This window comes from Chryseobacterium flavum, from assembly GCF_003385595.1.
Classification (GTDB): domain Bacteria; phylum Bacteroidota; class Bacteroidia; order Flavobacteriales; family Weeksellaceae; genus Chryseobacterium; species Chryseobacterium flavum.
Genome location: NZ_QNUE01000022.1, coordinates 40,624 through 54,892, shown reverse-complemented (window position 1 = coordinate 54,892; position 14,269 = coordinate 40,624). Strand labels below are relative to the sequence as shown.

Below are 14,269 nucleotides of genomic sequence, written 5' to 3'. Positions count from 1 at the left end.
CTTAGTAGCGGGAACCGGACTCGAACCGATGACCTTCGGGTTATGAGCCCGACGAGCTACCTACTGCTCCATCCCGCGGTGTATTTTTAGAGTGCTTACCGGAAGCACTGGCTTAGTAGCGGGGACACGACTCGAACGTGCGACCTTCGGGTTATGAGCCCGACGAGCTACCTACTGCTCCACCCCGCGGTGTATTTTTAAAGTGCTTACCGAAAGCACTGACTTAGTAGCGGGAACCGGACTCGAACCGATGACCTTCGGGTTATGAGCCCGACGAGCTACCTACTGCTCCATCCCGCGATATTGGATTGCAAATGTACGACATTTTTTTAAAATTCCTAATTTTTCTTTTAAATAAAGGACTTTTATAAAAACTATTTTATTATTTGTATCTTTGTTTTATGGCAAAAATATTGAAAATTTACCCGGAAAACCCTCAGGAAAATCTTATCAATGAGGTAATTAAAACATTAAATAATGGTGGTTTGATCATCTATCCGTCAGATACTATTTATGCGTTGGGATGTAATATTTTTGACATCAAAGCCATGGAAAAGTTAGCACAGCTTAAAAAATTAAAGCTGGAAAAGGCAAAATTTTCAATCATATGTAATGATCTGAGCCATCTTTCCGATTTCACAAGGCCTATTGAAACCTCGGTATTCAGATTTTTAAAAAGTCATCTGCCGGGACCTTTTACTTTTATCCTTGAAGCTAATAAAAATTTACCTTTGGCTTATAAAGGACATAAAACAATTGGTATTCGTGTACCGGATCACTCTATTCCGCAGCTTATTGTTGAAAAATTAGGACATCCAATTGCTTCAACTTCCATTAAGGATGAAGATGAAATTATAGAATACTCCACAGATCCCGAACTTATCGCAGAAAAATACGATCATCTTGTAGATATTGTTATTGACTCAGGATATGGAGATAACATTGCTTCCACCATTGTAGATCTTACTTCAGGAGAACCTGAGATTATCCGACAGGGAAAAGGGATTATCTAGTTTAAGGTTGACAGCTGACAGCTATATGAGTCTTAGCGGAAAATATTCTTTCGGAGTCCTGCTCGCTTTTGTCCTTCTGGCACTGGTGATGTTATATGCTTTTCCTGTGGTCAGTTTCTTTACCGGAATCAAAGGCTTTTCAGCCTATAGTTTCTTTCTGAGCAGGATTATATTGTGGATCATTCTGATTATTATATTATTATACAGCTTTTTTATTGAAAAAGGGCCGTTTCTTCTTAAAAAAGAAAAAGAGTATCCGGCAGCTTTTTATGGTAAGGCCGTCAGCTGCTTATATTTGATTTGTGTCGCAGGTGCTGCTTTCCTTAATTTTTTACTTCACATCGTGGCTTATGAAGAAACCAGCGATAAACTTATTCAGTTTTCTTCTGTATTGAAGAACAATTATTTTTTAATTATTTTTACATGCTTTACGGCGGGTATTATGGAAGAACTGCTGATGCGCGGATATATACAACCCAGACTTGAAAAAATATACAACAGTCCTCATACAGGAATCATTGGATCCGCATTGTTATTTGGTATTCTTCATAGTACTTACGGCACAATAGGCCAGGTTATGGTGACTTCCTTTATCGGAATCATTTTTGCCATGTTTTATAAATTATATTCAAATATTAAAGTTCTGATCTTATGTCATTTTTTAATTGATTTTATTTCTCTGATGATCATGAATTTTATTGATTTTAAACACTTATCTGTATTTTAACATTATGAAAATTGTAACCTCACCTGCAAAATTGATGAATGTGGAAAATTCAACGGACCTGTTGAGATCCACCACTCCAAAATTCATTGAAGAGGCAGCATTTATACAATCGTATTTAAAAGAAAAATCTCCGAAATATCTTTCCGAATTAATGGAAATTTCACCCAAACTGGCTGATGAAAACTGGGAAAGAAATCAAAAATGGAAATCCAGACCAACAGCGAAAGAATCTGCTCCCGCCATGTTTGCCTTTACCGGAGAAGTATACCGGGGGCTGGATGCCAAGACCCTTGGTAAGGACGCTGTAGATTATCTGCAGAAAAACTACAGAATGCTTTCCGGGTTATATGGCCTGCTGAAGCCATCGGACAAAGTGATGCTTTACAGGCTGGAAATGGGAAGACCTTTTGAATTTGACCAATATAAAAACCTGTACGAATTCTGGAGAGAAAAAATTACGGAACAGCTGAATGCTGAAATGAAAAAAGGTGAAATCCTCCTTCATCTTGCCAGCAATGAATATGGAAAGGTGATCGACAGGAAAAAACTGAATCATAAGGTGATTGATTTCGATTTTTATGAATTGAAAGACGGGAAACTAAAGACCATCGTTGTCTATACCAAACATGCAAGGGGTCTGGTTGTCAGATTTTGTGCAGAAACAAATGCCAAAACCCTGAATGATGTAAAAGCTTTCAATTATGAAGGTTACCGAATTGATGAAGAGAAGTCTACCGATACAAAACTGGTTTTTACAAGATAGATGACAATCTCAGCATTTAAAAAATACTTTAAAGCAGAACTTTCCGGCCTTTATACCGAGTCGGAGAGTTCTTTCCTGTCTTCTTTACTGATTCAAAAAATTGTAGGTTTTGATAATTTTCAGCAAAGAAGATCTTCCGGACAGGAACTTTTAGCGGATGACGAAAAGCAGCTTCAGGATTTTATTCTGGAATTAAAAACCGGAAGACCCTATCAGCAGATCATAGGTGAAACAGAATTCTATGGTATGAAATTCTTCGTTGATGAAAATGTTTTGATTCCCCGTCCGGAAACGGAAGAACTTCTTGAAATGGCTATTCGTGAGATTCAGAGCTCATCAATAAATATTCAGACTTTAAGAATCCTGGATATCGGTACCGGAAGCGGTATCATTCCGCTGGTTTTAAAAAAACATTTCCCTGGGGCTGAAGTCTCTTCTATAGATTTTTCTGCAAATGCGCTGGAAACAGCCAAAAGAAATGCTGATTATCATCAATTGGATATAGATTTCATTCACGCTGATTATCTTAATTTTGAACTGACTGAAAGTTATGACATCATTATTTCAAATCCTCCGTATATTGGAATAGAAGAAGAACCTGAAATTGCTGATTCAGTGAAAGAATTTGAACCTAAAATGGCTCTTTTCTCTCCTACTGCTGACGCCTTGATCTTTTACAGGAAGATTGCGGAAGATGCTGAAAAGTACCTGAAAGATGGTGGACTGTTGTTTTTAGAAATCAATCAGAAATTAGGGTTTGAAACCCTGGAACTTTATACTGATTTTTCCATTGTACAATTATTAAAAGACTTATCAGGAAATGACCGGTTTATTTATGGAAGGAAATAAGTAATTTTACTTCCAAACCTATTTCCTATGAAAACTTTGATATGGAATATCCTTGTCGGTATTTCACTCATTACGCAGCTGGTCTCATGCAAACAGCATCCTCAGGATGTTGTGAATGAATATTACAATAAAGGAAAGTTCAACGGTTCTGTTCTGATCGTGAAAAATGGTCAGGTCGTCTGTGACACTGCCCTTGGTTTCCGCAACTTTGAAAAAGCTTTGGAAGCAGACAGAAATACTTCGTTTTATATTGCATCTCTCAGCAAACCGTTTACTGCTACAGCTATTATCATGCTAGAGCAAAAAGGGTTATTAAAATTTGATGATAAAGCCTCCCGGTTTGTTGAACTTCCCGGATATGCTAAACATATTACGATCAGGCAGCTGTTGCATCATACTTCAGGGATCAGAGATTATGAAAATATACTTTCAAAAAAAGGATTAACAAATCAGGAGGTAATTAACTGGCTTTATCATTTTAAAAGCCTTGATTTTGTTCCCGACAGCAAGTTTAAGTATTGTAATAGCGGATATATAATTCTTTCCCGGATTATTGAAAAGGTTTCCGGAAAATCTTACGGCACATTTATCAATGACCACATCATTACTCCTTTAAAAATGAGCAATACTCATGTGTATGAATCTGGTACAGTGATCCAGAATATAGCATCAGGATATAATAAACAGAAACAACCGGATAATTACTCAATTTTAACAACAGGAGATGGCGGGATCTATTCTACTCCCGAAGATCTCTATAAATTTTATCAGGCTTTACGGAAATATACTTTAATTAGTAAAGAAAATACCCGTACGATGTACTCTCCCTTTCCATTGTCTGACGGAGAGATATCAAATTACGGATTCGCATGGTTTATAGAAAATAAGAACGGAGAAAAATCTGCAATGCACACAGGCGGACTGAACGGTTTTAAAGCTTTATTCTGGAGAGACCTGCAGCATAACAGCTGTATTATTGCACTTACCAATCAGGGTGATTCATTTTCGCCAGGCAATTTTTTACATGACATCAGAAAAACAGTACGATAATATGACTATTCAACCACACGAAATCAACAATATAAAAATTGCAGAAATTATTTCTGACAATATGATTGTACAATCTGCACAGGATGGGCTGGATCTTATGGGAAATATCTATTATCAGGGGTTTGACAAAGTTATTCTTTATGAAAAAAATATTACCCCGGAATTCTTCGATTTAAAAACCAAAATAGCAGGAGAAATCCTCCAGAAATTCTCAAACTATCGTATAGGATTGGCTATTGTAGGCAATTTTGACAAATACGGAAGCAAGAGTATGAAGGATTTTATCTTTGAAAGTAATAAAACCGGACATGTTATTTTTGTTGAAGTGCTGGAAGAGGCACTGGAACAGCTTTCAAAATAGACTTTTCTGCAATTAAGAATAGGTTATAAGTGATATTGCTTTACTGATGCTTAACTTTAAAATATTCAATAGCATCTTCAATAGCTTTATCTACTGATTGATATTGTATCTTTAAATCTGCTATTGATTTCAGGTTGGAATAATAATTATGAATCTGAAGTGCTTTCATATTGGGTGAAGAAAGATTAGTTTGTATATTCAGTTTTCTGAAAACATCTCCTGTCCAGCCTAAAAAAGTTAATATGAGATTCGGAATCGGAATCATAACAGGGTACTGGCCTGTTATTTTGTTTACCTTTTTAAAAAAATCCCTGTAATTCATATTTTCATTTGCCAGCAAATATTTTTCCCCACTTTTACCCCTTTCTATAGCCTGTATAATTCCGTTTGCCACATCTTCAACATGAACAAAATTTTTACCTCCCTTTGGATAAAAGACCAGTTTCTTTTTCCAGGCCCAGAAAATTATTTTTCCTGAGCTTGGTTTACTGTCATAAGCCCCGATCATAAAAGTAGGATTCAAAATAACCCGTTCTATTTCATGATCAGCCTGTAAGAGATAATTCTCAGCCTCCAGTTTGCTTTGCGCATACCAGGATCTTGTAAAAGGGTATCTGGAGCCGTTTTTTTCATCTCCAGGCTGTAAGGCATTTCCATATCCTAACGTATTGGCTGAACTGACAAACAGAAACTTTTTTACTCCGCAGTTTTTAGCCTGCTCAAATAAATTTACTACCATATTATAGTTTACTTTTCTGTATTCTTCATACCGAAGCAGATTCTGGCGCGTTTCGGCTGCTATATGAATAAAACAATATACTTCTTTTAACAATAAAGAAATGTCGCTGTTCAGATCCCCTTCTATGAGTTTCAGATTTTCGTTCTTTTGGCCCAAATAGCTGCTTTTCTGGCGCACCAAAGCAAAAACAAAATAACCATCTTTTAATAATTTAATGACAACATTGGTTCCCAGAAGCCCCGTAGCTCCGGTTACAAAAACTTTTTTCATGCTTCTATTTCTCTTTTTATCGCCTGGGTCATCAAAGGAAGCTTTATCCAGATCGGTAAAACTTTCATCACCAGCCAGCTTATTGGATTTACCATAATTACGGAATCTTTTTTAAATAGCTGTTGGATACACCTGGAGGCCACTTTATCAGGATTCAGTAATGTTAATTTACCTAAAAAGCCCTGTTTCTCAATTCTTTTACAAACATCGGTATTGGTTTTCATTGCTCCCGGATTCACCACACTTACAAAAACATTTGTTCCTTTCAGTTCTTCATGAAGTCCCCTTGAAAATGAATGAATAAATGTTTTCGATGCAGGATATACTGTTTTAAATCCTATCGGAGAAAAGGCAGCCATACTTGAAACGTTTAAAATATATGCTTTTGGCTGCCTCAAAAGGTTGGGAAGCAGCTGATGGGTAATCAGTGAGGTTGCGGTAACATTTACCTGAAGAATTGTATTGATATAATCTGAGGTGGCTTCTGTAAATTTTTTAGTTCCTCCAAGTCCTGCGTTATTAATAAGAATATGAACATCAAAAGATTCGTTAAGCCATGCTGTAAGCTTCATCACATTTTCATTGACGGACAGATCTACTTCATAATAATGGGCTTTAATATGATAGTGTATTTCAAGCTCTCTTGTCAGTTCTTTTAAATGTTGCCCCGGAAGGCTTACCAGGATAAGATTAATTTTTTTCTTTGCCAGATTTTCAGCAAATGCTTTTCCCAAACCCTGGCTGGCTCCTGTAACTACAGCATATGATTCTTTGATATCCATAAAACAAATTTTATGGAGCAAAGCTATTGTCAAAACGTTGTTGTAATGTTCAGAATTATCTGAACGAACAGGTTTTTATCTTAAGAACAAAAAATAAAAAACACACTGAAATTCAGATATTTAAAAATAAACAAACGTTCAAACTTATAAATCTGAACTTATTTTTTTAAATTCTGAAGGGGTTTGTCCTGTTAATTTTTTAAAGGTTGTATTAAAAGCCGTTTTAGAATTGAACCCCGACTCATAGGCAATCCCAAGAATCGAAAATTTACTGCCCGTATCCTTCAAAAGCTTTTTAGCATATTCAATCCTGTATTCATTGACATACTGGAAAAAGTTCTTTCCGAAACCGGTATTGATCACATATGATAAGTGATGGGTGGAAACGGACAGCATTTCTGCAAGCTTAATAAGGTTAAGCTCACTGTCAAGATAAGGTCTTTGTGAGTTCATTGTACTTTGCAGATGCGTTTTAATTTTTATCAATTCTTCATCTGTGATCAGTTTTCTTTTTACTTCTTCTTCATCAGGATTCTCATTCATGGAAATTAATTCCTGTCTTTGTTTTTCCTCCAGAGGATAAATTTCTTTCTGCTTCAGCGAGTAATAGGCAACCCAGTAAATCACCATCAGGAAAACGGTATTAATGAAAAAGTTTAAAGATTTAGGATCATATAACAGATTATAGATTACATAAATAATATTAACGATAAAAAGAACCACAATAATGTATTCCAGCCAGTTCAGGTTGATCCCTTCCGTATTGGAAGAAAATTGCTGGATCTTTTTCTGATGTCTTCTGATCGTAATATAAGAATATCCGGTATAAAATAATGCCTGGATAAGGATGAGAATAATACTCAGATAGTCAAACGGTGTAAAAAATCCCAGTTTAATCAGCACAAGACAAATCAGAAAGGCTACCGGAAGTAATAAAAACTTTACATCGGTAACTTTAAAGGTAAAAGAGGGGTTGGTGTAGAATAATACACTAAAGTAAAAAACAATAGGGGTGAAAAACTGAATCAACTTAACCAAAAACAGGGAATGGAACTCCACTGTTGAATCGGTAATGAGAAACAGAACTTCATCCATCCAGAAAGTAGACCAGAGGAATAAGAAGATTCCAAACCAGAAATTTGCCTTTCTGTTCACCTTTAAAGGATTGGTCAGTTTCAGCAGGGAAAGCAAAACCAATGAACCATAGATAAGTATCACGATGAAACTGTTTAATTCTGATGTGTTCATTGGTTTTGATATTTTCAGTAAAAATAGTCTTTTATCCTATTCGTTTCCGTACAAAAATTTCATACCCTAAATAGATTAAAGGAAGTGACATTATACCCAGGAACAGCATATTACTCATTGCCAGCTGAGGATGCATCACAATGGAATAAACGAGTCCGAAGAAAGCTCCTCCTAAATGGGCAGCATGCCCAAGGTTGTCCCATTGTTTCGGATTCAGCATCATATATACCGAATAACCAAAATACAGCGTTCCAAATAACCATCCAGGTAAAAAATTGACACTGATTTCATTTGGAGCCATGGCTATGGAAGCAAAAATAATCCCCGAAACAGCGCCGGATGCACCAATAGCAGAATACCACGGTTGTTTTTTATAGATCTGCAAACTGAACAGGTTTCCTAAAATCATTGAACCGAAATAAACAATCAGAAATCCTGTTTCACCAAAAAAATGAATAACCACTCCCTGAAAAAAATACAGGGAAAGCATATTAAAGAACAAATGCATAAAGTCCGCATGTAAAAATGCCGAACTCACCAGCCTTATATATTCTTTACGGTTCGCTATTGCTCCAACATTAAATTTATATTTTTCAAACAGGCCTGTATTGTTGAATCCCATGTAACTAAAGATACATGTAACAGCAATAATGATTAAAACAACTATATTCATCTGATCTTTTTTCTTTATTTGAAAATGTGAAAAATACCTTTATTTTTATTCATTTTCGTTATTTTCATCACTTTGGAACAAATCACCGATTATTCCTCCGTCATCATCCGTATCCCCGGTTTGTTCCGGCTCTTCATACACTTCCGGTTCTTCTTCTGCAGGCTCCGGAATTGTAATATTGATTGCTTTTACTTTAAATTTAGTAAACTGGTTTCCTATTGCTTTTATTCCTTTTACTGCAATGAACTCATCAATATTGATGGTTTCAGGATCACGTTCTTTTCCTTTATCTTTGGCAAAGATAATTTCTGCTGTCGCATCATTCGCAACAATAACATTCTCAATGAATGATTTTGGGTGGTCGGATGGCATAAAGGTCTGAACATTTACTGTATTCTCCAGCAGGAATCTCTTGATAAAGTAAATATCCTTTTCCCCGTCATAATAAATGCAGGTGATCGGCTGCTCAGGTTTCCATTTTTCCAACACCAGGTATTCATCGTCAAAACGGTTCCCTAGATCAAATGAAACCAGTTTTACTTCTCCATTTGTATTGATTGTCAATATTTTGTCATCGCCTTTAAAGCTTCCCAGCAATGTACCTCTTGCATCTGCATTCAGTCTTCTTACAGTATCATCAAACCAGATCTTTCTCGGGGCCAGTGTAGAAACTCCCTCTTCTTTCAAATCTACTTTCTTCACGGCATATTTGGTTACAAGATTTCCTTTGGAATCACGTCCCTTTATAGCCAGTTCAGAAAAATTGATTTCCATTTTATTCTTCCTGATCCTTGGATTTGGTTTTAAAAGCACCGTTACTGTTTCTGCTTCTCCATTCGGATTGGCTGAAAAATAAAGCACTTCTGAACCTTTTTTATCTGATGCCAACGGATAATCTGTATTTCTGGTTACCCCTGTTACTGAAAAACGTTTCATATAATACGGTCCTTCCCTGCCTTCGCGGTAAATCATATTATACACCGTTCTTTTATCGTTTTTCTTCCAGACTGCAACATGAAGAATATCTTTCCCTATAAATGTTTTGGCCTCCACTTTGACCACTTTCATGCTTCCATCTTTCCTGAAAGTAATGATATCGTCTATATCTGAACAGTCGAACATATACTGATCTTTTTTCAAAGATGTCCCGACAAACCCTTCTTCAAAATTCACATAGAACTTTTCATTGGCTACGGCTACTTTTGTCGCATCAATCGTATCAAAGATCCTAAGTTCCGTTCTTCTCTGTCTGTCTTTTCCATACTTTTTCTGAATATTCAGATAGTATTCAATAGCATATGCCACCAGGTTAGCCAGATGATGTTTTACCTGCTCTATTTTACCTTCAAGAGCAGCTATGTTTTCTTTAAACTTATCTAAATCAAATCTTGAGATTCTCTTGATTCTGATCTCGGTTAATTTTAAAATATCTTCTTCCGTTACTGCTCGTAAAAGATGTTTGGTATGAGGTTTCAATCCTTTGTCAATGGTCTTTAGCACATCTTCCCAGGTTTTCACCTCTTCAATATCATGATAGATCCTGTTTTCAATGAAAATTCTTTCCAGTGAGGAGAAATGCCAGCTTTCCTGCAATTCGTGAAGTTCTATTTCAAGCTCTTTTTTAAGCAATGAAACCGTATGATCCGTATTCATTTTCAGGATCTCAGAAACATTCATAAACATCGGCTTATCACCTACAATCACACATGCATTGGGAGAAATAGTCACCTGGCAATCGGTAAATGCATACAGAGCATCAATCGTCTTATCCGGTGAAACGTCATTATGGAGATGAATCAGGATCTCTACTTTATCTGATGTATTATCTTCAATCTTTTTGATCTTGATTTTCCCTTTCTCATTTGCTTTTAGAATAGAGTCAATCAGGTCACTTGTTGTCTTTGAATAAGGAAGTTCAGAAATAACGAGCGTATGTTTATCTGTCTGGGTAATTTTTGCCCTGGCTCTCACTTTTCCTCCCCTGTGCCCGTCATTATATTCGGAAACATCCAGATAACCGGCTGTCAGGAAATCAGGATAAAGTTCAAATTTCTTTCCTTTCAGATAAGCTACGGAAGCATTGATCAGTTCATTGAAGTTATGTGGAAGAATTTTAGTAGAAAGTCCTACCCCGATTCCTTCCACTCCCTGAGCTAATAGTAATGGAAACTTTACCGGAAGGTCAATCGGTTCATTATTTCTGCCATCATAGGATTTTGTCCACTCAGTTGTTTTAGGGTTGAACACTACTTCCAATGCAAAAGGGGTCAGTCTCGCTTCAATATACCTTGCAGCAGCAGCAGAATCTCCTGTATAGATATTCCCCCAGTTTCCCTGAGTATCTATCAGCAGTTCTTTTTGCCCGATCTGCACCATGGCATCAGTAATGGAAGCATCACCGTGCGGGTGGTACTTCATGGTATTTCCCACGATATTGGCCACCTTATTGTACCGGCCGTCTTCCAGCTCTCTCATAGAGTGCATAATTCTTCGCTGAACCGGCTTCAGCCCGTCATATACCGAAGGGATAGCTCTATCCAGAATTACATAGGAAGCATAATCCAGAAACCAGTCTTTATAAAGTCCGGAAACCTTCTTTAGGCTTTCTCCCTCATGCGAATATTCTTCTGTCATCTGTTTTTTAATCTTTTTTCTCTTTATTAGCTTTGACTACTTTATTCAGAGAGAATTTTAAATTGTTTACTTCTTTTTGAGTCAAATAAGAAATCTGGTACTTTAAAACAGTAGAGCCATTATTCTTACTTGAAACGGTGACATATAATCGTTTAATAAAAAAAATACAGATTACCTCATATTTTATCAGTTTATATTTAGGAAATTCATCATAAAGCGGCTTATTCAAAAAAGGAATGATATTCCTGTTTTTAAAGTTTAACGCTTCTCCGTCACTGTCATATTCAAAGATCTGCCTGCCGTTCAGGTGAAACGCCAACAAGATTACGACAGGAACAATAATCAGTAAATAACTTTCGTCTCCCAATGCTTTAAGCCTGTGTCTGTCGGCAAAAAACACTACTATTCCTAATGCTACAGCTATTAGCAGCAACGTATTGACAAAGTTATAAACTGAAGCTTTGTTACGGTTACTTAGTCTCATTTGATTGGTTAATGTTTATAGTCAGTTTTTTATTTCTTGATCCTTAGCTTTTCACTTCATCCAAAACTTCTTTTTTATCAATATCTGTGTCATCTTCTACTACCAGGTTTTCAAGGATAAAAGTCTGCCTGTCCGGAGTATTTTTTCCCATATAGAATTCAAGGAGCTGATCAATAGTCTGATCTTTTCCTACCACTACAGGCTCCAGCCGGATATCTTTTCCTATAAAATGTTTAAACTCATCGGGAGATATTTCTCCAAGCCCTTTAAACCTGGTAATTTCGGGATTTCTCCCAAGCTCATTTAACGCTTTTATTCTTTCTGCTTCTGTATAGCAGTATCTTGTTTCTTTTTTATTTCTTACCCTGAATAACGGGGTCTGTAGGATATAAAGGTGTCCGTTTTTGATCAGATCAGGGAAAAACTGTAAAAAGAATGTAATCATCAATAAACGGATGTGCATACCGTCTACATCGGCATCAGTTGCTATAATCACCTGGTTATATCTCAGATCCTCCAGACTTTCTTCAATATTTAAGGCTGCCTGAAGCAGGTTGAATTCTTCATTTTCATACACCACTTTCTTAGTAAGGCCATAACAGTTCAAAGGTTTTCCTTTTAACGAAAATACGGCCTGTGTTTCAACATCCCTTGACTTTGTAATGGATCCGGATGCTGAATCTCCCTCGGTAATGAAAATCTGCGTATCTCCTTTTCTTTCTGCCTTCTGATCATTGTAATGCTGTCTGCAGTCACGAAGCTTTTTATTATGGAGAGAAACTTTTTTAGCTCTTTCCCTTGCCAGTTTCTGAATTCCGGAAAGTTCTTTTCTTTCTCTTTCAGAAATCAGGATTTTTCTCTGAATGGCTTCCGCAATTTCCGGATTCTTATGCAGGAAATTATCAAGTTTACTTTTCAGAAAATCAATGATAAAAGTTCTTACCGTTGGGCCATTGGGTCCCATATCATTAGATCCAAGCTTTGTTTTGGTCTGGGATTCAAAAACCGGCTCTTCTACATTGATTGAGATTGCTGCAATAATGGATTTTCTGATATCGGAAGCATCAAAGCTCTTATTGAAGAATTCACGGATTGTTTTAACGTATGCCTCACGGAAAGCATTCAGATGGGTTCCCCCTTGTGTGGTATTTTGTCCGTTTACAAACGAAAAGTAAGTTTCGGTCTGGGATTTATCGGAATGGGTGATGGCAACTTCAATATCATGATCTTTCAGATGGACGATCGGATAAAGGATGTCGCTTTCCAGTTCTTCTTCCAAAAGGTCCTTCAAACCGTTTTCAGAATAATATGTTTCTCCGTTGAAAATAATTTTCAAACCGGGGTTCAGATAAGCGTAGTTCCGGAGCATTCTCTCGATATACTCTTTTCTGTACTTAAAATGCAGGAATATTTCTCCATCAGGAATAAAGGAAATTTCTGTACCATTTCTGTCAGAAGTATCCTTTTCATCAAAATTTTCTTTAATGAGACCGCGGGAAAATTCTGCAGCCTTCATTTTTCCGTCACGGAAAGAACGTACCCTGAAATAGTCCGAAAGAGCATTTACAGCTTTGGTACCCACCCCGTTCAGCCCGACTGATTTCTTGAACGCTTTACTGTCGTACTTACCGCCGGTATTCATTTTGGATACAGCATCCACTACTTTCCCCAATGGAATTCCACGTCCAAAATCCCGGATCGTAACTTTACCATCATCCAGTTTTATTTCAATTCTTTTTCCGGCTTTCATCCTGAACTCGTCAATAGAGTTATCAAGGATTTCTTTTAACAGGATATAAATACCGTCATCAGCAGAAGAACCATCACCGAGCTTCCCGATATACATACCGGGGCGCAAACGGATGTGTTCCTGCCAATCGAGGGTTCTGATATTATCTTCGGAATAGGTTGGATTTATTTCTTGTGACATATATGATTTCAGCAAACATACAAAAGTACAAAATTGTCCAAAATTATCCGAATTTTTTCAGCTTGTTTTTTTCCAATATTCCACTACAACCATTGTATCATTATCAATCAAATTATATATTTAAGAAATTATCAACATCATGTGAAAAATTTATTCACTTTTCTCTCATTCTCTGTATTTTAATCATTTTTAAAAACTTTGTTTTTTACTTTCCAGATTGCTAATCATATTTTTCAGCATAGCAGGCACAATCAGTTTATGAAAAGGCCGTACAGGTATAAAGTACAGAAGCCCCAGCCAGTTATGATATATTACGGTAGTGGATATGGTAAGGGAATTTTCCTCCGGATTTTCCTTACTCTTGTCCACTAAAAGAGAAACTCTGAAATCCAGATGTTTATCATTTTCTCCAAGAACAATTTCGTTGCCGGTTTTAGCAAATATCTCAAAAATCCCAACACGTTCTCCTACTTCACATTTAAAATCTTTCCCTGTTTGCATTCCTGTTTCAGATCCGGTTTTCAGTCCGAATAGTCTCACCAGTTTATTTCTGATGGCAAACATTTTGCTTCCCCATTTCGTTCCGCTTGAAAAGAAAGCTTTTCCGATTTCTGAGATCTCAATATTCCGGTTCCTATCCGAAAAATAACCTTTAAAGCTATCTATATAGTCAAAATCTTTTCTTCCCGGAGATAAAATGGATATTTCAGGAAACTCTGTCTTTTTAATCTTCATTGTCATTGTTT

The 14,269-nt window shown here is 36.6% G+C and carries 14 protein-coding genes and 3 tRNA genes; 6 read left to right on the top strand and 11 right to left on the bottom strand.

Going from position 1 to position 14,269, the window contains the following annotated elements; all coding sequences use genetic code 11:
- Positions 1–5: 5 nt before the first annotated feature.
- The 3 genes from DRF59_RS18750 to DRF59_RS18740 form a co-directional block, all read right to left on the bottom strand.
- A tRNA-Met gene (locus tag DRF59_RS18750) sits at positions 6–78 on the bottom strand.
- Positions 79–116: 38 nt separating this feature from the next.
- Positions 117–189 (bottom strand) — tRNA-Met (locus DRF59_RS18745).
- Positions 190–227: 38 nt separating this feature from the next.
- Positions 228–300, bottom strand: a tRNA-Met gene (locus tag DRF59_RS18740).
- Positions 301–401: 101 nt separating this feature from the next.
- Between DRF59_RS18740 and DRF59_RS18735 the strand changes: the two genes are divergently transcribed.
- From DRF59_RS18735 to DRF59_RS18710, 6 genes are read left to right on the top strand one after another with little or no spacing between them, the layout of a single operon-like run.
- Positions 402–1,013 carry an L-threonylcarbamoyladenylate synthase gene (locus DRF59_RS18735; protein ID WP_115963795.1) on the top strand — a complete coding sequence of 204 codons (612 nt, stop codon included), beginning with the start codon at positions 402–404 and terminating at the stop codon, positions 1,011–1,013.
- A gap of 25 nt (positions 1,014–1,038) precedes the next feature.
- Positions 1,039–1,740: a CPBP family intramembrane glutamic endopeptidase gene (locus DRF59_RS18730; RefSeq protein ID WP_115963793.1), complete on the top strand. Its 702-nt coding sequence runs from the start codon at positions 1,039–1,041 to the stop codon at positions 1,738–1,740.
- 4 nt (positions 1,741–1,744) lie between these two features.
- Positions 1,745–2,503, top strand: coding sequence for a peroxide stress protein YaaA (yaaA, locus tag DRF59_RS18725; RefSeq protein WP_115963801.1), 759 nt, complete (start codon positions 1,745–1,747; stop codon positions 2,501–2,503).
- The gene (gene prmC / locus DRF59_RS18720) at positions 2,504–3,352 is read left to right on the top strand and encodes a peptide chain release factor N(5)-glutamine methyltransferase (protein ID WP_115963791.1); all 849 of its coding nucleotides are present in this window, start codon (positions 2,504–2,506) and stop codon (positions 3,350–3,352) included.
- 27 nt (positions 3,353–3,379) lie between these two features.
- Positions 3,380–4,402 (top strand): serine hydrolase domain-containing protein, encoded by a 1,023-nt coding sequence (locus DRF59_RS18715; RefSeq protein WP_115963789.1) that lies wholly within the window; start codon positions 3,380–3,382, stop codon positions 4,400–4,402.
- Between the two features lies 1 nt (position 4,403).
- Entirely contained in the window at positions 4,404–4,763 is a 360-nt protein-coding gene (locus tag DRF59_RS18710) for a DUF4180 domain-containing protein (RefSeq protein ID WP_115963799.1), read from the top strand.
- A gap of 40 nt (positions 4,764–4,803) precedes the next feature.
- On the opposite strand, the gene DRF59_RS18705 is transcribed toward DRF59_RS18710, so the two are convergent.
- The 8 genes from DRF59_RS18705 to DRF59_RS18670 form a co-directional block, all read right to left on the bottom strand.
- Complete coding sequence (locus DRF59_RS18705; RefSeq protein WP_115963787.1) at positions 4,804–5,772, bottom strand: NAD-dependent epimerase/dehydratase family protein; 969 nt, start codon at positions 5,770–5,772, stop codon at positions 4,804–4,806.
- Positions 5,769–6,554: an SDR family NAD(P)-dependent oxidoreductase gene (locus DRF59_RS18700; RefSeq protein WP_115963785.1), complete on the bottom strand. Its 786-nt coding sequence runs from the start codon at positions 6,552–6,554 to the stop codon at positions 5,769–5,771. The genes DRF59_RS18705 and DRF59_RS18700 overlap by 4 nt, the downstream gene beginning before the upstream one ends.
- Positions 6,555–6,698: 144 nt before the next feature.
- Entirely contained in the window at positions 6,699–7,802 is a 1,104-nt protein-coding gene (locus DRF59_RS18695) for a helix-turn-helix domain-containing protein (RefSeq protein WP_115963783.1), read from the bottom strand.
- A gap of 31 nt (positions 7,803–7,833) precedes the next feature.
- The gene (locus tag DRF59_RS18690; RefSeq protein WP_115963781.1) at positions 7,834–8,475 is read right to left on the bottom strand and encodes a rhomboid family intramembrane serine protease; all 642 of its coding nucleotides are present in this window, start codon (positions 8,473–8,475) and stop codon (positions 7,834–7,836) included.
- Positions 8,476–8,520: 45 nt separating this feature from the next.
- Positions 8,521–11,109, bottom strand: a complete 2,589-nt coding sequence (locus DRF59_RS18685) for a DNA gyrase/topoisomerase IV subunit A (protein ID WP_115963779.1) — start codon at positions 11,107–11,109, stop codon at positions 8,521–8,523.
- A gap of 7 nt (positions 11,110–11,116) precedes the next feature.
- Positions 11,117–11,593, bottom strand: coding sequence for a hypothetical protein (locus DRF59_RS18680; protein WP_115963777.1), 477 nt, complete (start codon positions 11,591–11,593; stop codon positions 11,117–11,119).
- 43 nt (positions 11,594–11,636) lie between these two features.
- Complete coding sequence (locus tag DRF59_RS18675) at positions 11,637–13,523, bottom strand: DNA topoisomerase IV subunit B (protein ID WP_115963775.1); 1,887 nt, start codon at positions 13,521–13,523, stop codon at positions 11,637–11,639.
- A 189-nt stretch (positions 13,524–13,712) separates the two neighbouring features.
- Positions 13,713–14,258, bottom strand: a complete 546-nt coding sequence (locus DRF59_RS18670) for a DUF2867 domain-containing protein (protein ID WP_157967474.1) — start codon at positions 14,256–14,258, stop codon at positions 13,713–13,715.
- Positions 14,259–14,269: the final 11 nt, after the last annotated feature.

What these genes read in the sequence shown, in the direction of transcription:
- DRF59_RS18735 (WP_115963795.1), top strand. Translation starts at nt 402, where the DNA reads ATGGCAAAAATATTGAAAATTTACCCGGAAAACCCTCAGGAAAATCTT.
- DRF59_RS18730 (WP_115963793.1), top strand. Translation starts at nt 1,039, where the DNA reads ATGAGTCTTAGCGGAAAATATTCTTTCGGAGTCCTGCTCGCTTTTGTC.
- yaaA (WP_115963801.1), top strand. Translation starts at nt 1,745, where the DNA reads ATGAAAATTGTAACCTCACCTGCAAAATTGATGAATGTGGAAAATTCA.
- prmC (WP_115963791.1), top strand. Translation starts at nt 2,504, where the DNA reads ATGACAATCTCAGCATTTAAAAAATACTTTAAAGCAGAACTTTCCGGC.
- DRF59_RS18715 (WP_115963789.1), top strand. Translation starts at nt 3,380, where the DNA reads ATGAAAACTTTGATATGGAATATCCTTGTCGGTATTTCACTCATTACG.
- DRF59_RS18710 (WP_115963799.1), top strand. Translation starts at nt 4,404, where the DNA reads ATGACTATTCAACCACACGAAATCAACAATATAAAAATTGCAGAAATT.
- DRF59_RS18705 (WP_115963787.1), bottom strand. Translation starts at nt 5,772, where the DNA reads ATGAAAAAAGTTTTTGTAACCGGAGCTACGGGGCTTCTGGGAACCAAT.
- DRF59_RS18700 (WP_115963785.1), bottom strand. Translation starts at nt 6,554, where the DNA reads ATGGATATCAAAGAATCATATGCTGTAGTTACAGGAGCCAGCCAGGGT.
- DRF59_RS18695 (WP_115963783.1), bottom strand. Translation starts at nt 7,802, where the DNA reads ATGAACACATCAGAATTAAACAGTTTCATCGTGATACTTATCTATGGT.
- DRF59_RS18690 (WP_115963781.1), bottom strand. Translation starts at nt 8,475, where the DNA reads ATGAATATAGTTGTTTTAATCATTATTGCTGTTACATGTATCTTTAGT.
- DRF59_RS18685 (WP_115963779.1), bottom strand. Translation starts at nt 11,109, where the DNA reads ATGACAGAAGAATATTCGCATGAGGGAGAAAGCCTAAAGAAGGTTTCC.
- DRF59_RS18680 (WP_115963777.1), bottom strand. Translation starts at nt 11,593, where the DNA reads ATGAGACTAAGTAACCGTAACAAAGCTTCAGTTTATAACTTTGTCAAT.
- DRF59_RS18675 (WP_115963775.1), bottom strand. Translation starts at nt 13,523, where the DNA reads ATGTCACAAGAAATAAATCCAACCTATTCCGAAGATAATATCAGAACC.
- DRF59_RS18670 (WP_157967474.1), bottom strand. Translation starts at nt 14,258, where the DNA reads ATGAAGATTAAAAAGACAGAGTTTCCTGAAATATCCATTTTATCTCCG.